This window comes from Leptospira ainazelensis, from assembly GCF_016918785.1.
Classification (GTDB): Bacteria; Spirochaetota; Leptospiria; order Leptospirales; family Leptospiraceae; genus Leptospira; species Leptospira ainazelensis.
The window spans coordinates 88,778-107,966 of sequence record NZ_JAFFPT010000027.1; the positions used below are offsets into that span (position 1 = coordinate 88,778).

At 44.1% G+C, this 19,189-nt stretch carries 16 protein-coding genes; 2 read left to right on the forward strand and 14 right to left on the reverse strand.

The window, feature by feature from the left end:
• Window positions 1-230 precede the first annotated feature (230 nt).
• The 12 genes from JWG44_RS08005 to JWG44_RS08060 all read right to left on the reverse strand — a co-directional run bounded on the left by JWG44_RS08005 (window position 231) and on the right by JWG44_RS08060 (window position 12,345).
• A complete protein-coding gene (locus JWG44_RS08005) occupies window positions 231-1,436 on the reverse strand; it encodes a bifunctional 3,4-dihydroxy-2-butanone-4-phosphate synthase/GTP cyclohydrolase II (protein WP_205274440.1) in 1,206 nt (401 codons plus the stop codon).
• Between the two features lie 103 nt (window positions 1,437-1,539).
• Window positions 1,540-2,142, reverse strand: coding sequence for a riboflavin synthase (locus JWG44_RS08010; RefSeq protein ID WP_205274441.1), 603 nt, complete (start codon window positions 2,140-2,142; stop codon window positions 1,540-1,542).
• Complete coding sequence (locus tag JWG44_RS08015; protein ID WP_205274442.1) at window positions 2,124-3,410, reverse strand: bifunctional diaminohydroxyphosphoribosylaminopyrimidine deaminase/5-amino-6-(5-phosphoribosylamino)uracil reductase RibD; 1,287 nt, start codon at window positions 3,408-3,410, stop codon at window positions 2,124-2,126. The genes JWG44_RS08010 and JWG44_RS08015 overlap by 19 nt, the downstream gene beginning before the upstream one ends.
• Window positions 3,410-4,348, reverse strand: a complete 939-nt coding sequence (gene secF, locus JWG44_RS08020; RefSeq protein ID WP_205274443.1) for a protein translocase subunit SecF — start codon at window positions 4,346-4,348, stop codon at window positions 3,410-3,412. Before secF ends, JWG44_RS08015 begins: the two co-directional genes overlap by 1 nt.
• 2 nt (window positions 4,349-4,350) lie before the next feature.
• Window positions 4,351-6,279, reverse strand: coding sequence for a protein translocase subunit SecD (gene secD / locus JWG44_RS08025; RefSeq protein ID WP_205274444.1), 1,929 nt, complete (start codon window positions 6,277-6,279; stop codon window positions 4,351-4,353).
• A 10-nt stretch (window positions 6,280-6,289) separates the two neighbouring features.
• Window positions 6,290-7,063, reverse strand: coding sequence for an SRP-less Sec system protein (locus tag JWG44_RS08030; RefSeq protein ID WP_205274445.1), 774 nt, complete (start codon window positions 7,061-7,063; stop codon window positions 6,290-6,292).
• Entirely contained in the window at window positions 7,060-7,383 is a 324-nt protein-coding gene (yajC, locus tag JWG44_RS08035; RefSeq protein ID WP_205274520.1) for a preprotein translocase subunit YajC, read from the reverse strand. Before yajC ends, JWG44_RS08030 begins: the two co-directional genes overlap by 4 nt.
• A 59-nt stretch (window positions 7,384-7,442) precedes the next feature.
• The gene (trpD, locus tag JWG44_RS08040) at window positions 7,443-8,453 is read right to left on the reverse strand and encodes an anthranilate phosphoribosyltransferase (protein ID WP_205274446.1); all 1,011 of its coding nucleotides are present in this window, start codon (window positions 8,451-8,453) and stop codon (window positions 7,443-7,445) included.
• Window positions 8,428-9,174: a CDP-diacylglycerol--glycerol-3-phosphate 3-phosphatidyltransferase gene (gene pgsA / locus JWG44_RS08045; RefSeq protein WP_205274447.1), complete on the reverse strand. Its 747-nt coding sequence runs from the start codon at window positions 9,172-9,174 to the stop codon at window positions 8,428-8,430. Before pgsA ends, trpD begins: the two co-directional genes overlap by 26 nt.
• A complete protein-coding gene (gene rimO / locus JWG44_RS08050) occupies window positions 9,175-10,491 on the reverse strand; it encodes a 30S ribosomal protein S12 methylthiotransferase RimO (RefSeq protein WP_205274448.1) in 1,317 nt (438 codons plus the stop codon).
• A gap of 6 nt (window positions 10,492-10,497) precedes the next feature.
• On the reverse strand, window positions 10,498-11,607 hold the full coding sequence (locus tag JWG44_RS08055; protein WP_205274449.1) for a helix-turn-helix domain-containing protein: 1,110 nt from the start codon (window positions 11,605-11,607) through the stop codon (window positions 10,498-10,500).
• 27 nt (window positions 11,608-11,634) lie between these two features.
• Window positions 11,635-12,345 carry a LolA family protein gene (locus JWG44_RS08060; RefSeq protein ID WP_232371546.1) on the reverse strand — a complete coding sequence of 237 codons (711 nt, stop codon included), beginning with the start codon at window positions 12,343-12,345 and terminating at the stop codon, window positions 11,635-11,637.
• Window positions 12,346-12,701: 356 nt separating this feature from the next.
• Between JWG44_RS08060 and JWG44_RS08065 the strand changes: the two genes are divergently transcribed.
• On the forward strand, window positions 12,702-13,223 hold the full coding sequence (locus tag JWG44_RS08065) for a DUF1564 domain-containing protein (protein WP_205274450.1): 522 nt from the start codon (window positions 12,702-12,704) through the stop codon (window positions 13,221-13,223).
• Window positions 13,224-13,459: 236 nt separating this feature from the next.
• Here JWG44_RS08065 and JWG44_RS08070 read toward each other — a convergent pair whose 3' ends face one another.
• A complete protein-coding gene (locus tag JWG44_RS08070) occupies window positions 13,460-16,240 on the reverse strand; it encodes an FtsK/SpoIIIE family DNA translocase (protein ID WP_205274451.1) in 2,781 nt (926 codons plus the stop codon).
• A 246-nt stretch (window positions 16,241-16,486) separates the two neighbouring features.
• On the opposite strand from JWG44_RS08070, the gene JWG44_RS08075 reads away from it, so the two are divergent.
• Window positions 16,487-17,026 carry a class I SAM-dependent methyltransferase gene (locus tag JWG44_RS08075; protein WP_205274452.1) on the forward strand — a complete coding sequence of 180 codons (540 nt, stop codon included), beginning with the start codon at window positions 16,487-16,489 and terminating at the stop codon, window positions 17,024-17,026.
• Window positions 17,027-18,530: 1,504 nt separating this feature from the next.
• Here JWG44_RS08075 and JWG44_RS08080 read toward each other — a convergent pair.
• Window positions 18,531-19,112 (reverse strand): DUF1349 domain-containing protein, encoded by a 582-nt coding sequence (locus tag JWG44_RS08080; RefSeq protein WP_205274453.1) that lies wholly within the window; start codon window positions 19,110-19,112, stop codon window positions 18,531-18,533.
• Between the last annotated feature and the right edge of the window lie 77 nt (window positions 19,113-19,189).

Consider the following 19,189-nt stretch of genomic DNA (forward strand, 5'->3'; position numbering starts at 1 on the left):
CTCCCGATGGGTCGCTACGCAGGGCGAGGCTTTCATTTTACAGAAGACTGTCGTTGTTACGACTGATTTTTCTTAGAGATTCAGTCCACTTATGAATAAGTTTATACCGATCTTGGGTGGCGGGAAAACCTCGGGCAAATTCCTCTCTATCAGAAAATTCTAATTAAATCAAGAAGAATCTATATCTCAGAAATTCTGTAGGAACTCCGACAAGTTCCGTTAAAAAACTTTCAACCTAATCCTAGTATATGCCCCAGTTTTAATTTTTTAGTCATCAGATAACCGTGGTTATCTGAACCGGGCTGGATTTCGATCGGGATTCTTTCGACAACTTCAAGACCGTAACCTTCCAAACCTACGATCTTTCTCGGATTGTTTGTAAGAATTTTCATCTTTCCGATTCCGATTTCTCTTAGAATTTGAGCTCCGATCCCATAGTCTCTCAGGTCCGGCGCGAAACCGAGTTTTTCGTTGGCTTCTACCGTATCATATCCCTTATCTTGAATATTATAAGCTTTTAATTTATTGATTAGTCCGATTCCGCGGCCTTCCTGTCTCATATAGAGAAGGACACCACGACCTTCTTTCGCGATCATCTCTAAAGCGGCGTGAAGCTGAGGACCACAGTCACAACGGTTGCTGGAAAAAATATCCCCCGTCAGACATTCGCTATGAACTCGAACCATCGCCGTTTCTTCTTTTTTGATTTCCCCTTTGATCAATGCGACATGAATCTTATCGTCGATCAGAGTGGAATAAGCTCGAATCGTAAACTCTCCATATTCGGTCGGAAGTTTGGATTCCACTTCCAAACGGATAAGATTCTCTTTAGCCCTTCTATAACGAATGAGATCTTCGATTGTATAAATATTGAGTCCGTGTTTTTCCGCAAACTTTTCCAAGTCCGGAAGACGAGCCATCGTCCCGTCGTCGTTCATGATCTCGCAGATCACTCCCGCAGGATAAAGATCGGAAAGTTTTGAAAGATCGACTGCTGCTTCGGTATGGCCCGCCCTTCTTAAAACTCCTCCTGGAACCGCTTGCAAAGGAAACAAGTGCCCTGGTCGCATCAAATCGGCGGAAACAGTTTTTTCGTCCAAAAGAGCCTGCACCGTGATAGCACGATCCTGAGCCGAAATCCCCGTCGAAGTTCCGTGTTTTGCGTCCACGGAAACCGTAAACGCCGTCCCGTGTTTATCCCCTAGAGAATAATCATCCACCATCCGGTTGAGACCGAGTTTTTTCAGTCTCTCCCCTTCCATCGGCATACAAATCAACCCCCGACCAAAGGTGGCCATAAAATTGATCTTTTCCTTATCCGCAAATTCGGCCGCGACTACGAGGTCTCCCTCGTTTTCCCTGTCTTCCGAATCCACAAGAATGATCATTCTTCCGGATTTGATTTCTTCGATTGCGTTCTCAATGGGTTGGATCATAGCTTTTAGTTACCATCTCTTCTATTGGACTAAAATTTGGCTACAGAAACTTAAATCTTTGGAATCAAATCCAACTTTCTCAATAAATAGTTCGAATTATAAACTATTTATATTTGAGAAGTTGCTCCAAGTAACGCGCCACCAGATCGATTTCTAAATTGAGAATACTTCCCGGTTTCCAGGCTTTGGCATTGGTTTTTTTTAGAGTCTCCGGGATGAGAACTAGGTCGAATTCTTCGAGTCTCGAATCCACTACGGTCAGAGAAATTCCGTCCACAGTGATACTTCCTCTCGGAGCGATGTATTTGGAAAAAGAAGAATCGTTTTTTACCGTATAACAGACGACGCTTCCACCTTCTCTTTCTTCTTTGCTGAGAATGTTTCCGGTTCCGTCGATATGTCCACTCACAAGATGCCCGCCCAAACGAGTCGTCGGCAAGGCGCTTCTTTCTAAGTTCACTTCTTCAGCGATTTTGAGTTTTCCGAAGTTTGTGAGTTCCAAAGTTTTAAAACTAGAATAGAATCGAAAACGACTTCCTTTATCGGTAAATTCCGTTACCGTCTGACAACATCCGTTTACTGAAATCGAATCCCCGAGTTTCAAATCGGGTTGTATCCAGGTTGTTTCTACGAAAAAATCCCTTCCATCCGAAGTGTCTTTGATTTCTAAAATTTTTCCGGTTGTTTCTACAAGTCCCGTAAACATCTATGCGCCTCCCAGATATCTTCTTCCAATTTCGACTTCCAGAGCAAGGTGGAATCGTCAGTTTTCAACTTCGGCTGGATTCCTTCCCGAATGGAAGTTGCGGTTTGTATTTTTAAAATTACATCGTTTGTTTTCATCTTAGACTGAAACTTTTCATAAAGTAGATTTCCGCCTTCCACAAGGAGAATATTGACTCCGATCTCGGAAAGAATTTTTAAGGTTTCTTCCGCGAGATTTGTAGAATCGAAAAAAAACAATTCCCTCTCGGAAAGTTTTCCCAGCTCTTCTTTTGTTTTTTCGCCGAGAACCGCGGTGTTTCGGATCAGAAAAACGCACTTTTGAGAACCGACTCTTTCGTTGATCCTCTTTTGTTTTTCAAGAAATTCTTCTGTTATATTCATTTCTTCGAATATAATAAAAACTCGATACGGTTGATACGCGTTTTCAAAAACTCCGTGAATCCTCTGAATATCGGAATCCATTCCGAATTTTAAAACATTCTTCAGAAGAGCGGACGCTCCGGAAGAATTCTCGCGAAACTCCCGAACGTGAATTATTTCGGTCTCCTGAAATTCTTTCGTAAGATTTTTTCGAACCTCCGAAGTTTCTGCTTTCGGAAATCGAAAATCCAATCCCGGAATATCATAAAACAACGTCCCCGGTCCCACAAGAACGGCGTCACATTTCGCGCGAAGCAAAGACGTGTAATACGAAGAAAGTTTTCCGGAAAGTTGAGTTCTTTTTTTATCGGAGGATGCAAAAAAACCTTCTTTCGAAACCGCAGTTTTTAGAATCATAGAAGGACTTTGTGTTTCCAATCGGGATGAAAATCCGAAAAGACTTTCCTCCGCGATCTTTTGCAAGGTCGGATCTTGGATGACGTCGATTCCTTGCCGCAGGCATTCTTCCAAACCGTTTTTATTTTTCACCAATGGGTTTGGGTCTTTCCATCCGTAATAAAGGGTTTTCGGTCTGTATTCCAAAATCAAATCGAGACAAGGGGGTGTTTTTCCGTGATGTGCACAGGGTTCGAGAGTTACCCACAGGTTATGCGGAGTATCGGAGAATCCGTTCTTTAGAAATTCGGAATATGCATTTCTTTCGGCGTGTGGCCCGCCCGTGGGGGATGTTCTTCCCTGTGCTAAAATTTTAGTATTGTCTCTGTTTGTGATGAGACAAGAAACGGGCGGGTTCGGAGAACTTTCACCCGTGGAGAGAAAGGCAAGTTTACGCAATTCCTCCCGAAAAGATTCCGGGAGGAGAGACATCAGGCACGAATCCTTCTTGAAACGTGATCGTAGATATCAACCAGAGGCGCGGCGATAAAGATGGAAGAATAGGTTCCGATGACGATTCCGAACGTTAGAACATAAGCGAAATCGAAAAGTTCGGTCGCTCCTCCGATGATGATCGCTACGATCGAAATCAAGGTCGCAAAAGAAGTGTTAAACGTTCTTCCCAACGTCTGGTGGATCGAAGAATTGATAGTTTGTCCGAAAGTTTCGTTCAGATTTCCAGCGGCATTCTCCCGAATTCTATCAAAGACAACGATCGTATCGTTGATCGAATATCCGAGTAGAGTCAGAAGCGCGGCTATGATCGGAACGCTCGGTTTGATCTGAAAAAATCCGATAAACGCGATGGTCAAAACCAAGTCGTGGGTAAGCGCGGCGATCGCTCCCAGAGCAAACTTAAACTGAAATCGAAAACTAATATAAGCAAGAATGATCACCATCGTGAGTCCGAGAAGTGTCACTCCGGTCGATGACAATTCACCGCCGACCACGGCTCCTACTTGATTTGCACTCAATACTTGACCTTTAGTGATTCCGAAATCCGCGATTAAGATCGCGATCAACGCGTCGATCGCAGAAACGTCCACCTTGTCTTCGGCCTTTAGGCCGTTTTTTTCTTTGTATTTTTGAAGAATCGCATCGACGGAACCGAGTCCGATATCGATCTGAAAGTGATTCTTCTCTTTATCCAAAAGGAGAAGAACGGCTTCGATCTTATTTTCCGAGAAATAGTTCTCAATTTTTTTGCGATCTACACTTTTATCGAATTCGATGACCGTTCTGAGTCCGCCGTTGAAGTCGAGAGAATTCGCAAACCCTCCGTGAACTACAAACGTATAACCGAATCCGAATAGAATCAGAGAGATAGAGGCTGCGAGAGAGACGTATTTATACTTTATAAAATCAAACATTCTTAAGACTCCAATTTTTTAAAGCCGATCTGGAGTTTCTGAACTCCCAGCTTATTGACCAAAAGATCCATGATCAGACGACTTAGGAATAATGAGGTAAAAAGAGAAGTAACGATACCCCAACAAAGTGTGATCGCAAATCCTTTGATCGGGCCGTTTCCGAGACGGATCATCAGAATTCCGGAAATCAAAGTAGTCACGTTACTATCGATGATCGTCCAGAAGGCGTTGTCAAAACCTTGAGCGACCGCGACGGACGCGGACTTACCGGCCAGCAATTCTTCTTTGATTCTTTCGTAGATGATCACGTTAGCGTCCACCGCCATACCGACCGTGAGGATAATCCCCGCAAAACCCGGTAGTGTGAGCGTAAATCCCATCAAAGAAAGAAGAGCGCTCAGAATGATGATGTTCGCAAAAAGCGCGATGTTTGCCACCATTCCGGAAAGTCTATAAATCAAAAGCATATAGAACATCACGAGAATAAATCCGATTCCAACGGCTTTGATACCAACTTCGATCGATTCGATCCCGAGAGTTGGTCCGATAAAGCGCATTTCCAATACACGAAGAGGAATCGGAAGCGCGCCTTCGCTGATCACGTTTGCGAGATCCACTGCTTCTTCTTTTGTAAAAGAACCGTCGATCTGAGCCATACCGCCCGCGATCGCGCCTCGGATCGTAGGAGCGGAAACTACCTTGTCTCCCCAAACGATCGCGAGATTTCTTCCTTTGTTCTGGGAAGTGATTTCGAAAAACTTTTCGGCCCCGCTGCTAGTAAGAGTAAAGGAAACGATATAACCGAAAGAATTATTCTCAAACGCAGGTCTTGCGTCCCTCATATCTCTTCCGTCCAGAGCGATCGCCTTTTCGAGAACTATAAAGTTTCTCGGAAGCTGAGGAGAACTCTGACTGTTTCCTCGTTTCCAATACGCAAAAACTCTGTATTTGTCTTTTGGAATTTTATACTTGTCTTCAAGCGCTTGTAAGAATCGATCCTGCTCCGCTTTTCCGAGTTTTTGTTTTACGATGTTCTGATATTTAACGATGTCGGTTTCTTCTCTTTTACCGGCTTCCAGAAGTTTGTTTTCTTCCTGTTGAATAATCGCGGAATATGTAAGCCCGTTCCCTGCGGAATTTTCGGATTCTTCCAGACGATATTCCACCGTTTCGGTGTTCTGGATGATTTCCAAAATCTGAGAAGAGTTGGTCACGCCGGGAAGGGAAACTTCGATCGAATCCTGATCTTTTTGAATCCTAACTTGGGGTTCCGTTAAGTTTTGACTCGTGAGACGGTTGTCGATGATGAGTTTCGCCTTTTCGAGTTCCAAAAGTTTACGGCTTGGAGAAAGTTCGAAATAACTTTCGATCTCTTCCAGACGATCCTTTGCCTTCTTCTTTTCCTTTTCGTCGGAAGAAGGATCAGCTACCGTTTTTTTTAAATTTTCAATTTCTTTAATATAACTTTCACGAAGTTTGGAGGCGTAGTCTTCGAAATCCCCTTTCATTGCGACTCTCATCCCGCCTTGTAAGTCGAGACCGAGTTTGATCGTAAGAGGACGGCCCTTTGTGATCCATTCTTCCACAAACGTTGGACGAAGTTTGTTTTTTGCTTCGAGGATGAGTTCCGGATTCTCCTGCGAGATCTGATTGATCTTTGCGGAAGTTACAAATCTTCCCTTTACCAAAAGAAACGATTCGTCTTTCAGGTCCAGAGGAGAAGGCGAGATGACCCAATCGGATTGTTTGTATTCCGCGTTCCAGCGTTTTTCAAACTTGGAGAGGATCTCTTTTTTTTGCGCTTCCGGAAGGGACGCAAATTCTTTTCTAACCGCAAGCTCCAACTCTCTCGGAGCGAAGTTGGGATACAGTACAACGGTGGCCGCTAAAATAATGGCGAGCGGCAGGAAAATCCATGTCGCAGATTTCAAAGGGGAACTCCTAGTCTCTTCTCATTTTATTGATCGTCACCGGGGATCTGCGACCGGAACTTCCGCGCGATTTTCCCGCTTTCAATCGATACAAAGCAAATAATAAAATAAATACTACGATGATGATGGGTTTTTTATAGTCGGAGATAAATCCGGTAAAGGATCCGGACTTTTGTCCTTCCTGAACTTTCTTTTTCTCTTCTTCCTTTTTTTTATCTTCGCCTAACTTGAGTATGTCGGAAAGACGGGATTGAAAAGAAGGCCCCTGTTCGATTTTTTCAGGTTCCGCAGCGGCAGTATAACCCGGGAGCCCGGTCGGTTTGACCTTTACTTCTTCGTTTACCCAATACGGTTTTGGAAGATCTCCCGTGTCCACTTTGGATGCGCTCGCGAGTTGTTGCTCTTCTACATTCCGAGAGGAAGATTCTTTTGTTTGAGTGTTCGTATTCGAAGAATTGGATGGGTTCGAATTGTTCTGAGAGTTGTTTCCGGAATTGGAAGTCTCCTCTCCGTTGTTCGAAGGTTCCACATTCTTCTTGGAATTTTCCGGGTTTTGAGGAGAAGTGGAAGATTTTTTGGATTTTTTCTTCTTCGACTTTTTCTTTTCTTTTTTCTTGGAAGACTTTGCGGAAGAAGAAGTCGTCGAGTTGGTTGACTTTTTGCTGACGGTCTTTTTGGGTTCGGCAACCTTTTCGAGGAAGTCGATTTCTTCCCCGTCCTGGGAAAACAAAACCGTGTTCCCAAGAAATAGAAAGAGTAGAATGGAGACCGCCGCTTTTTTCATTTGTCTGCTTGTTTCTTTTTCAGAACCGTACTAGCGGTGAAGGAAACGTTCGTATCCTTTGCGATGTTTAAGACCACAACTTCGTTGTTGTCTTTGATTTCCACAACCTTACCGTGAATCCCGGAAGAAGTTACGACCTCGTCGCCTTTTTTGAGGCTTTCGATCATTTCTTTGCGTTTTTTCTCTTCGCTTCTTTGCGGACGAATCACGAGAAAATACATGATCACGAGCATGATTGGAATCAAGAGTAACGTGGAGAAAGGAGACTTGTCTCCGTCGCCGGCGGCTTGTGCCAATTGAAGTAGTATAATTGAATTCAGAGTCATTTCTAATTCCCTGTTTAGATTGGATAGAGGATTCTAACCAGTATTTTTCTCGTTTACCCTTTGGAAATTAAATCTTCGAAATACTTCTTTGTTTTTCCGGAAAGAATCGCTTCCAGGGCTGTTTTATATCCGTCTTCGATATTCGGAGCTTTTCCCATCACAAAAAGTCCCGCCCCCGCGTTCAAAGCGACCGCATACGAACCCGCGATCTCTTCTCCCTGCAAAACCCTTCTCGCCAAAGCTTCTGCGTGATCGGAAGAGGAAGCATAGACTTCTTCTTTCTTGAGTATCGGCAGTTTTAGGATAGAAGGATCAAAAGAATGACGACTGATGACCCCATTCTCCAGAAAAGAATAATCGGTGATCGAAAAGATCGAAAATTCATCCAAACCGTCCCGAGAATGGCAGACCATGGCCCGTTTTAAACCAAGGGCCTGTAAAACCTTGATAAAGAGTTCCATGAGTTCCGGTTCGTAAACCCCGATGATCTGATACTGAGGGGAAAATGGATTGGATAGAGGACCGATCATATTGAAGACGGTTCGAAAACCCAACTCTTTGCGAACCGGTCCCGCGTATTTCATAGAAGGATGCCACATCGGTGCAAAAAGAAAGGTGAAACCCTGAGAAACAAGATGAGCTTCCACTTCTTCTTGGGTCTTTTCGGTTTTGTATCCGAGTCTTGTAAGAATATCGCTCGATCCCGTATGAGAGGACACGGATCTGTTTCCGTGTTTAGCGACTTTGATTCCCAAGGAAGCAAGAGTGATCGCGGAAAGAGTGCTGATGTTGATCGTCCCCTGCCCGTCCCCCCCGGTTCCGCAGGTATCTAAAAGATCAAAAGGAAATACGGTCTTGGGTCGGAGCGCGTTTTTACGAAGGGCCAGGGTGCAACCGAGGACTTCGTCCACCGATTCTCCATTGGCTCTCATCGCGGTTAAAAAGGCGGAAAGAAGAATTTCGGAAACTTCTCCTTTCATGACGTGATTTAGAAAAGTCTCAGCTTCTTGGGAAGTGAGGTGTTTTCGATCGATCAGTTTAAGAATGGTTGCTCTTGGTTCCACGTTTCTGAAACATCCTTTTGATATTGGAGGGATAAAGAACTTGGCTGTTGGATACCATATAACGAAGACCCGAAAATACGGTGATCGCGGTCGTGATGAGCATTCCCCAATAAGGAACAAAGGCGCCGAGACCGAAGATGATATCTCCCAAGGTAGTATTCTTATTTAGGTTTTGAAAAAAGTAAATCGCATTCCCGGTCGCGATCTCGAATACCGTAAGACCGGAAGCCTTTCCGGAGGCGTAGGCTTCGTTGATCAGAATTCTTTTTTTACTCGATACAAGGACAAAAAAGATAAGAATGAGAACGATCGCTCCCATCTGAAAAACGGTCTTTACCTTTCCGAGCATCGTGGTACGGATCGATTGTCCCTGACGAATCGCGAGATATCGAAGACTGGTGATCAGCATGTCTCTTCCGATGATCATACAAACCATCCAGAATTCGATCTGTTCCTGCAAAAAGATAAACGTTACAAAACAACCCGTGACGATGATCTTATCGGCGAGAGGATCCAAAAATTTACCGAACTCGGTTTCTTGATTCCATTTACGGGCGAGATAACCGTCGATAAGATCCGTCAAGGACGCGGCGACAAAAAGGATCAGCGCGGCGATATGATATTCCAATTCTTTCTGGAATAAAAACCAGACAAAAAAGGGGACCGCGGCTACGCGGAGCATCGTAAGAATATTAGGAATATTGAAAATAGATTTGTTCATTCAAAAAACCCAGGTTCCGTTCATGTCATACTCGTAAAAAGAATCGATCCTGACTTTTCCAAGAGTCCCCGGAATCAAGGAAGAATCGTCCACATAAACGACCTCGTCCATCTCCGGCGCGTCTTGAAGCCTTCTTACCACCGCTTGCCCGTCTTCGATATTGTCGACGATCGCGTCGTAAGTCCGACCGATTCGAGATTCGTGGATCTCTTCCAGGATCGCCAGGTGTGCGTCTCGGATGAGATTGATTCGCTTGGATTTTTCTTTTTCGGATACGGTCTGTTTGACCTCGGCGCCTTTTGTTCCTTCCTGAGGAGAATAAGAAAATAAGTTCACCTTTTCGGGTCTTGTCTCTTCGATAAAACGAAGAACCTGGTCGACGTCTTCCGGTTCTTCTCCCGGATAACCGATGATAAACGAAGTGCGGATTTCCAGACCCGGTTTGACTTCTCTCGCGAGAGAAAACAAATCCTTGAAGTAAGAACTTTCTCCGGCGCGGTTCATACTCTTTAGAATTTTGGAAGAAACGTGTTGCAGGGGAGATTCCAGATACGGTGCGATCTTCGGAGTTTGCCCCATCAAACGAATGAGTTTTTCGGTTTTTTTGTCAGGATACAAATACAACAATCTTAGAATTTTGAGGGATTCGATTTCGGAAACCTTTCGGACCATATCCAGAAGAATTTCGGAATCTCTTCCGTAATAAACCGTGTCTTGAGAAACGAGACAGATCTCCTTGGCTCCGGCTCGAATCGCACGGTCCGCGTCGCGGAGAATATCTTCCACCGGAGATTCTTTGAACTTCCCGCGAAAGGAAGGAATGATACAAAAAGAACAACCTCGGTTGCAGCCGTCGGAAACTTTTACATACGCATAGGGTTTGGAATAGTTTTCGATTCCTGCGGAAAGTTTGAGTCTTTCCAAAATGTCTTCGTTGAATTCCAATTTTGGAGGGGAAAGGTCGGGGAACTTTTCTCTGAGAAGTTTTCCCGCTTGGTTGTATTTTCCGGTTCCAAAAAAGAGATCCACTTCCGGAATTTCTGCGCTGATATTATCAGGATAACGTTCCGCAAAACAACCGACTACTACAAGCTTTTGGTGATTTTGTTTTTTGACCTGGGCCGCTGAAAGAATCGTTTGAATCGTTTCTTCGGTCGCGGACTGGATAAACGTGCAGGTATTGATAAAATGAAAATCGGATTCTTCCGGAAGAGTTGCGGGAACAAATCCCTCTTCCAGAAGAGAATGATGCATACTCATGGAGTCCGCCGTGTTTTTCGGACAACCTAACGTGGTGATGAAGAATTTCTTTTCCAAGAAATTCTATTCTCCCAACTCCCTGATGACGGACTGTGTACTATCATAAGGGTTTTGTGTTTTGACGAAGATCTTTTTCACGAGTTTTCCCGGACGTCCCAATGTGATCTTCGGTTTTCCGTTCTGGATCATTTCCACGGCCGAACCGTCTCCGACTTTGAGTTCGAGACGATCCTTTGCTTCGAGACTTCGGTTTTCACCGGCTTGTACAAGACCTCTAAACCCCATCTGTCCGTCGATGATGAACTCGGCGTAACTCGCTTTGCTGAAAAATAAAGTCACTTGGATCGGAACGTCGCCTAACGTCTTTGTGGTGTCGACGGCGCTTTCCTGTTTTTGTTCCTCTTCGCTGAGTGTAACGAGAACTTTGGCGGAGTTTTCAGTCACGGCTTGCGCGATGATTCTTACGTTGCGTCTAAGACTGGAAATTTCGGGGATCGTATAACTTAAGACTTTTTCCTGTCCTTCGCTCAGACGGAATTTATAAACCGTGAGCTCCGGATAGACGTTAAACGCGAGAACCGCGGTGTTCACGGCTCCGCCTTTTTCCACGGAGTCGATAAAAAGTTTACACTGTTGGTTGCTTACCGAAAAGCTCACTCCCTTGTCCGGTGTGAGGATAAACGATTCACTTCTGTTGTCAGGAATCGAACGAGATGAGAAGTCGATGTTTTCGGGGATATCGAGTTTTTTACCGGATTCTTCCACCGCGTCGTCGCCGGAAGATGAATCGGTAGCTACGTCAATGATGATATACGCACAGATGAGAATGACGAGAACGGCCGCGATCGTAAAAATCTTATTCTTATCCACGTTGATCTTAGAATAATAAGAAGTTGTGGGACGGGTGAGTTCTTCGAGTGGAGCCTGGGACTCTTCTATCTTTTCTCCTCGATAGAGGTTGATCAGTTGTCCCGTGTCGAGTTTGAGATAACTTCCGTAATTCTTCAAAAACCCCATGGTAAAAGTTTCACCCGGAAATTGGGAATAGTCTTCGGTCTCAAGCGCGAGGATGTATTTTACCGAAATATTTGTTTCTTTCGCTACGTCTTTTACGCTTAACTTTTTTTCTTCTCTCGCTTCGCGGAGAATCTGTCCTACTCTTTTCTGATTCAATGTTTTCGCTCCTTTCTCGGACTTTGGTTATTGTTCCGACACAAGAGGGTTGTTTACGATTTTTGCGTTTCCGCTGATATGAAAATTGAACTGACCGTCTTCCAAATCGGGATTGATTTCTATATTCGAAAATTCTACTGTAGTTTCCTTTCCTCTTCCGTCGCTCGCGACCGCTTTTTGGATAAAGTAACTTTCCGCGTCCACGTAAAGAAGCATCGTCTCGAATCCGCCGACCTTTTCTCTTTGTTCTAAATTGAGGACGAAATATTTGCGTCCGTCCTTCGGAGAAACCTGGGGTTGTTCGATGGAATCAAACTTGTAGTGATACTTTCTAAAAATTCGAGAAAGTCCTTCGTCCGTAAAACTGGAGAAGATGGGGCCCGATTTATTCGATTTATTTAATGTGAGATCTTGTTTTCCAACCGCGTTCAGACGAGAGATGTAGATGTAGAGGGTCTTTCCGTCAGAGACGATTTCGTCTCCGGAAGGATCGCTGAACTGATAGCGGATTCTTCCACCTTTTTTATAAAGACAGACTCCTCTCATGTTTTTGTTTTTTTTGTTGGAGACCGTCTGGATCTGAAAATCGGCTTTGTAGGAATTCAGATCGCTAAACTTCTTCTTCACCTGTTTTACGACTTCGGAAGGAGAATTCCAGTTATGAGAGGGTTGCGCCCAAAGAGCGGATTCTAAGGTTAAAAATAAGAAACAAAAAGAGAGAATGATTGTTTTTTTCATGAGAAAAACCGGATCTCCCGGGATTTTTTTACTACCTTCGGACGCATTAGGAACCTTGTCACTTTCTAAAATTCGGGTGGGCCCGGTTCGGGGGAATTTCGGTGAGGTTGGGGTGTTGGAACTCCTGCGGGAGAGTCGGAGGTGCGGCGTTTGTGATTTAGACCGGTTTTGTCTGGGGCGCAGATTTATCGTGGAGCGATTTTGTGAGAGTTCCCACAGTTCGAGGTATACGGAGATTTCTGGTCGGGTGGGGCCGGTCGAAAAAGAGCCAAAGAAGAATGATTTTTTCCTCATTCTTAAATTTTTATCAAATCAAACGCTCTCTAAGCCCCTCCTCTCGGAACCGTTAAAAGTGTATGGGAATATTAATGCTCAATGGGGATCATCTCATTCAATCGCGTTTTCGAGGAAATAAGACAAACGTCGTTACCCTGCTCATTCCGGAAAATACCTTCCTAAGGTATCCCGAAAAAGAGAGAAGAATTCTTCCTAAGAGAATTCCGATTCTCTTGAAACGATACGGAAAGTTTTTGTCGTCTACACGCCGTTTGGGAAAGAGAGCGGATACAACCTTGTATCAACAGAGTCCCGGAAAGAGGAAAATGAAGAAAGTCAACGCTCGGATCGGAGCTGAAAGCTGGGCTTTATTGGGAGTTTTAGCACAAGCTCATGGGGTTTCTCGCTGCTTTCTTTTTAATTATCTTTTGTATCTGGAAGATTCGGAAGTCGGAGATTCTATCGTGAATACGATGAATCAAGGAGCTCCAACGTTTCACAAGAATTACAGATACGTCCTTCATCTTGATCTGTTCAACAAAATGATTTCCAGAGGTTTAGAATGCGATCCGAGAGATACTTTCTACCTTTCGGATCATTGAAATTCATTTTCTCGGCTCTCTTGAAAAGGAAGACGCAGCGTCAAAGTTGCAGTTCCCACATTCTTCCTAAAAAAAACCGGGTCCGGGGTTCTCTCCGAAAAGATTTCCCGGAGAGGGGGTAGCGTAAGACGCGAAAGCGTCTGAAGCGAGGGGGACTCTTCCCCCACAATGAGTCAAAACGCCGAACGCTCCCGTCCAAAACCGCGCCTTCATCGCAGTCCAGCGTAGGAGCTCCCCTACTTTAAAATTTCCCTTCCCTTCGAACCGATCTGAGCGCTGACGTATCCTCGCTCTTCCATGAGTTCCATAAGACGGGCGGCCTTGTTGTAACCGATCCTCATCCTTCTCTGAAGATAACTCGCGGAAGCCTTCCGATCCGAACGAACGATCTCCCAAGCCTGCTCAAAGAGCTCTTCGTCTTCCTCATCCATCGCGGCGTTTTCCGGTTCTTCATCCAGATCAAAATCCACATAAGAAGGTTTTCCAAACTTCCTCGCCTCTTCGACGATCTTCTCGATCTCTTCCTCCGAAACATAAGGCGATTGAATTCTCACGAGATCCGCAGCCGTCGGAGACTTGTAGAGAAAATCCCCTTTTCCAAGAAGAGATTCCGCTCCGTTCTGATCCAAGATAATTTTAGAATCCGTCTTCTGAGCCACGTGGAACGCCATCCTAGCGGGGCAGTTCGCTTTAATAAGCCCTGTGATCACATCCACGGATGGACGTTGTGTCGCCATGATCAGATGGATCCCGACCGCTCTTGATTTCTGAGTGATCCTTGTGATCGCATCTTCCAGATCCTTTCCGGAAACCATCATCAGGTCCGCGAGCTCGTCTATAAAGATCACGATATAAGGCATCTTCTTGTATCCGTCTCTGTGCGCTCCCTGTTCCACTTTTTCGTTGTAGGTTTTAAAATCTCTGCACTTGAGTTTCGAAACCGAATGATAACGGGCTTCCATTTCCTGGATCGCCCAAGCAAGAGCCCGAGTCGCCTTTTTCGGATCGGTGATCACTGGCATAAGAAGATGAGGAATATCTTCGTAAAGAGTGAGTTCCACCATCTTCGGATCGATCATGATAAAACGAACTTCTTCCGGAGAAAGATGAACCACAAGAGAAGAAATCATGGAATTCAAACAAACCGATTTACCGGAACCCGTGGTTCCGGCGACCAGAAGGTGCGGAAGTTTGTTAAGATCAATGCTGACTAACTTTCCGGAAATATCCTTTCCAATAAGAATCGAAAGATCCTTCTTCGGTCTCAGACTCAGGTTCTGATGGAGAATGTCTCCGAGAAAGACGTCTTCTCGGATCGTATTCGGAACCTCGATCCCGATCGTGGACTTTCCCGGAATCGGAGCTACGATCCTGATATTTTTCACGGCGAGATAAAGACGAAGTTCGTCCGCAAGAGAAGTGATTCTTCCTAACTTCACCCCCGGCGGTGGCGTGAGTTCGTAACGGGTGATGATCGGCCCTCTCTCCATCGAAACGACCTGAGATTCGTATCCGTATTGGCGAATGATCTCTTCGATCTTTCTTGCGACCTTGTCCGATTCGATCTTAAAAAGCGGATCCTGAATCTTAGTGGTAGTAGTCTTTAAACTCTTGAGAGGAACGTGATAGATCGAACGTTTCGATTTTACTTCCGGGATCAAGGTCACGGGTGGAAATGGAAGAGCCTGTTCTAACTTCGGTTCTTTTTTTTCAAAACTTGGGATCACCTTCGCAATCGGAGAAAGAGGAACGAACTTTTTATCTTCGGAAACTTCTCCTATTTCTTCAAAAGATGTTTCCAGCTCTTCTTCGGGAGCCGCTTCCGATTCTTCCTCCAAAGAATTTTCTTCCTCTTCCGAGTTTTCTTCTCTATCGTCGTAAAATTCTTCTTCAGCTTCCTCTGAAGAATCTTCGATCCATTCTCCGCCTTTTTCTTTTAAAGAATGGAATGTTTCTTCCTTAGGAGGAGAGACGATTGTGATCGTATTTTCCTTTTTGGTAAAAGGATTTGTCTCGTCCGAAGTTCTAAAATCGATAATTTCCCAACTGGATGAGGATTCTTGAAAACGTTTTTCTTCTCTGATCTTTTCGGAAAGTGCGGAAGAAACCGACTGAAATCGAAAAACCTTTCCCTCTTCCTCGAAGTTCCCCGAAAACGCTCCCTGATTTTGAAAACGAATTCGAGAATTTTCTTTGGATACGATCGAACCGGAATCCACCTTGGAAAGTAGATCGGAAAGCCTCCCTTCTTTTCCAAAGGTAGAATGAAGAGCCGTCTGCAAGGGAGAAGGTTCGATTCTTTCCGCCCTTTTTTTTTGCGTGTGCATTTTTTGAAAGAGTTCTTCCGGAGAATGGTTTCCGCTCGTGAGGGAAATAAACCAAGGAGGGCTGGATTCTTTTTTTTGAATTTTCTCCACCGCGGATTGAAAGAGTGTCCCCAAACTCGAACCTCCCTTTCCCAATCCGGATTGAAATCCTTCTTTGTATTTCGCTCCTGCGGTCCCGAGAATTCTTCCCAAAAAATGAAGAGGAGATTCGTTTAACAAAAGTATTAAGGCGTAGAAGTAAAAAACAAGATGGATGAGAATTTTTCCCGTAGATCCGAAAATGAATTCCAACCCCGAAGAAAGCAACTGCCCCACGAGTCCGCCTTGAGAGGCGAAAGGAATCGTCGAGACGTGTCCGGTTATTTGAAGTGTCACCGTAAAACAAAACAAAAAGACGGGAAGTGAAAAGAGTCTGTTTGTAAGGTCAAATTCGTCTTTTACCAGACGAAGCGAACCGAGACCGATCGCAAAAAGCCCCGGAAGAAAGGAAGCCGCCCCAAACATAAAAAACATTCCGTAAGAAAGATAGAATCCAAGTCTTCCAAAGAAGTTGTGTTGTATCCCTTTCTCCCCTGCGTCAAAGGATCCGAGGGAAAGTGTTAGGATAATTCCGGAAAAGAGTAGGACATAGGGAAGAATTTTTCTCCCATTTTGCAGGTTCCAGGTGGGTTTGAGGTCTTTGGATTCCATGCTATTTGTATCGGAAACTGCCCAGAAAAAGAAAAGAGACTTAATTTTTGATTTTTTCAAGTTTTAGAATCCGAATCTTTGGGTCTCGAATTTTAGAGTGAAAAACCTCTTTCAAAAACAAAGATCCGATTTCAAAAAGAGAAGCTCATTCCAAACAAAAAAAGAAGAATCCAAAGACGAATACCGTCTTTTACACTTTTATGATTTTGTTTTGCATTCGGAAGCCATTCTTCTTAATAAAAGTATATGGGAGAATTCTGGGAGACGAGTTTTCAGGAAAAGAAAGCGATGTGGGGAAACTCCCCCGCAGATTCCGCGATACGCGCTTCGGAACTTTTCAAAAAAAGAGGGTATAAGGAAATTTTAATTCCTGGGATCGGTTATGGAAGAAATGCAAAACCCTTTCTGGATGCCGGGATGAACGTTACAGGAATCGAAATTTCCGAAACTGCCATTGTTATGGCGAAAGAATCCATCGGTCCCTCCGTCAAAATTTTTAGAGGTTCGGTCTCGGGGATGCCCTTTGAAGAAAAACAATACGATGGAATTTTTAGCTTTGCCCTCATTCATCTCCTAAACGAAGAAGAAAGACGGAAACTGATTTCTACGTCTTACTCTCTTCTCAAGGCAAACGGTTGTATGATTTTTATATCGATCGCCGAAACGTCGCCTATGTTCGGAACTGGAAAGAAACTATCCGATCGTCTTTATGAAACCAGACCCGGTGTTCGGTTGTTCTTTTATGATGAAGCGGCCATAGATCGTGAGTTTGGTCATACGGCCTGAAGAATTTTCAATCCATCTCTGAGCCGGCAAAACACGCCCCGAAAGAACAAAATTTAGACTTTCTATGGATTGAATGTCTAAAGCCGTCTCAGGATTGAACGTCTCCTAAAGAATGTAAGAAGACGGGTGAAGTCGTCTGACTTTTTTCCGTAACTTTCTCCACTCTCCCCTGTCTTCTTCTCTGAGCGATTGACCGATTTGTTTTGTTCCAACTGATTAAATCGTGTTTTACGTATTAAACGCCACGAGGAACATTAAAAAAGCCGTGCTTTATGCGGTATTGGTTGAGCTTCAAAAAAAATTTTCTCAAAACCTCAGATGTAGGAACTCCAATAAAAATTTATCATCAATCCATCCATTAGGAAGCTCAGAAACCGATCAAGAGACGTAATCTGTAGGAACTCCACCGTTTTTATCTTTAGCGAATCGCGTATTCAATATGGTGAATCCTGAGGTTTTCGGAAAAGTTATAATTCCCTGTTTGTATTTAAGGCAATTATACCAATGGCCTATCAACTAGCTAAATACAGACCAGTCCACGAATCCGGTGCGATTTGGGAAACCTTTCGAAAATAGGGTTGTCGGGATACGAAATTTTTACTAAAAAACTTACTCTACGCCCGCGTTTATACGAACTTCACATAAACGTAATAAACCACTCTGTCGGAACTACGTCCTCGCCTTTACAACAACGATATGCGAACTTCGTCAAAAATCGCATGGATCAAAGTTCGATTTCTTTCTCTAACCCAGTTGGTCTTCAAAAAATTCCCAAAGACGACGAATGTCGGAATTACGACAGATAAAATTATTACTGCAAAAGGCTTCCTCACACCCTACGCGCCCGCGTTTATGCGAACTTCGCATAAATCCCGTAAACCGCCAGTCGCGTGAGTGTGACCACCGCTTTCACAGCCGCAATACTCAACTTCGTATAAGCCCTGTTCACGAAAACAACTTCGAGAATCCTGCTTCTCCGTTCGCTTAAGTGACCTAATCTGTGGGAACTCCTGCGCGTTTATCCCGAGCGAACTACGTCCTCGCCTTCACAACAGCAATACACGAACTTCGCATAAACCCCACAAACCAACTGCGTCGGAACTGCGACCACCGCCTTCACAACAGCAATATACGAACTTCGCATAAACCCCACAAACCACTATGTCGGAACTACGACCTCGCGCCTTCACAGCATCAATACACGAACTTCGCATAAACCCCCGCAAACCAACTGCGTCGGAACTACGACCTCGCCTTCACAACAGCAATATACGAACTTCGCATAAAACCAATTCATGAAGACACCCTTGAAAGACATGTTCTATTATTCGCTTAAGTGACGTAATCTGTGGGAACTCCTGCGTTTTTATCTCTAGCGAACCGCGTGTGGGAACCGCCTTCTTTTAAGGCTTCGGGATAAGTTCTTAACCGATAAAAAAGGAATCTATCCTTCTCTTTTCTTATCCTTTCGAATTTCAACGATTCACTTTTGAAAAAATCAAGTCTACCATTCGGAAGTTCCTAAACAAAAATGATCAAAAATACATTCAAACGAACTGTCCATAGGGCTACAGGCATAGATTCCCACTTGAAATCTTTTTTCAAACGAATGCAAATGTGCGATTCTAATCTGATTCCAGTCCATTTCATTTTCAGAATATTCTAATATAACATCGTTCCCTCGGCTCTGAATCCGATACCACATAGAACGAACCTCGTTGAGAATATCCAATGTGGCCCAGTCCGAATAACCAAAGTTTGTAACGACCGAACCCAAACGGGAATGGCTCGGGGTTTCATACTCGATGGAAGATTTGATCCAATTCTCAGAGTCAATCCTCACCATCAAACCGCATTGATCGTATTGTTTTTTAGGAAAAAACTCCGTCCTTACCGAAAGCGAGAAATCGGATACAACGTATCTTAATAGACAATGCCCGTTGTCCTTTCGAAAACCGTAGTGTGTACGTTGCCAAAAATCCGTCTCCGGAGAAGTTTTCAAAAACAATCTTCGATCCTGAATCTGAAAGTCCGGAATATTGTACCAAAAAAAGCCTTCCTCAATTTCCTTTTTTTCATTGAACATTTAAGAATTTCCTTATATTTTGCGTATCTTTTCCGTAATCCTAAAATCCATTCATTTCAGATACAAAGAATTCCGTT

What these genes read in the sequence shown, in the direction of transcription:
- JWG44_RS08005 (WP_205274440.1), bottom strand. Translation starts at nt 1,436, where the DNA reads ATGATCCAACCCATTGAGAACGCAATCGAAGAAATCAAATCCGGAAGA.
- JWG44_RS08010 (WP_205274441.1), bottom strand. Translation starts at nt 2,142, where the DNA reads ATGTTTACGGGACTTGTAGAAACAACCGGAAAAATTTTAGAAATCAAA.
- JWG44_RS08015 (WP_205274442.1), bottom strand. Translation starts at nt 3,410, where the DNA reads ATGTCTCTCCTCCCGGAATCTTTTCGGGAGGAATTGCGTAAACTTGCC.
- secF (WP_205274443.1), bottom strand. Translation starts at nt 4,348, where the DNA reads ATGTTTGATTTTATAAAGTATAAATACGTCTCTCTCGCAGCCTCTATC.
- JWG44_RS08030 (WP_205274445.1), bottom strand. Translation starts at nt 7,063, where the DNA reads ATGAAAAAAGCGGCGGTCTCCATTCTACTCTTTCTATTTCTTGGGAAC.
- pgsA (WP_205274447.1), bottom strand. Translation starts at nt 9,174, where the DNA reads ATGAACAAATCTATTTTCAATATTCCTAATATTCTTACGATGCTCCGC.
- JWG44_RS08060 (WP_232371546.1), bottom strand. Translation starts at nt 12,345, where the DNA reads ATGAAAAAAACAATCATTCTCTCTTTTTGTTTCTTATTTTTAACCTTA.
- JWG44_RS08065 (WP_205274450.1), top strand. Translation starts at nt 12,702, where the DNA reads ATGGGAATATTAATGCTCAATGGGGATCATCTCATTCAATCGCGTTTT.
- JWG44_RS08070 (WP_205274451.1), bottom strand. Translation starts at nt 16,240, where the DNA reads ATGGAATCCAAAGACCTCAAACCCACCTGGAACCTGCAAAATGGGAGA.
- JWG44_RS08075 (WP_205274452.1), top strand. Translation starts at nt 16,487, where the DNA reads ATGGGAGAATTCTGGGAGACGAGTTTTCAGGAAAAGAAAGCGATGTGG.
- JWG44_RS08080 (WP_205274453.1), bottom strand. Translation starts at nt 19,112, where the DNA reads ATGTTCAATGAAAAAAAGGAAATTGAGGAAGGCTTTTTTTGGTACAAT.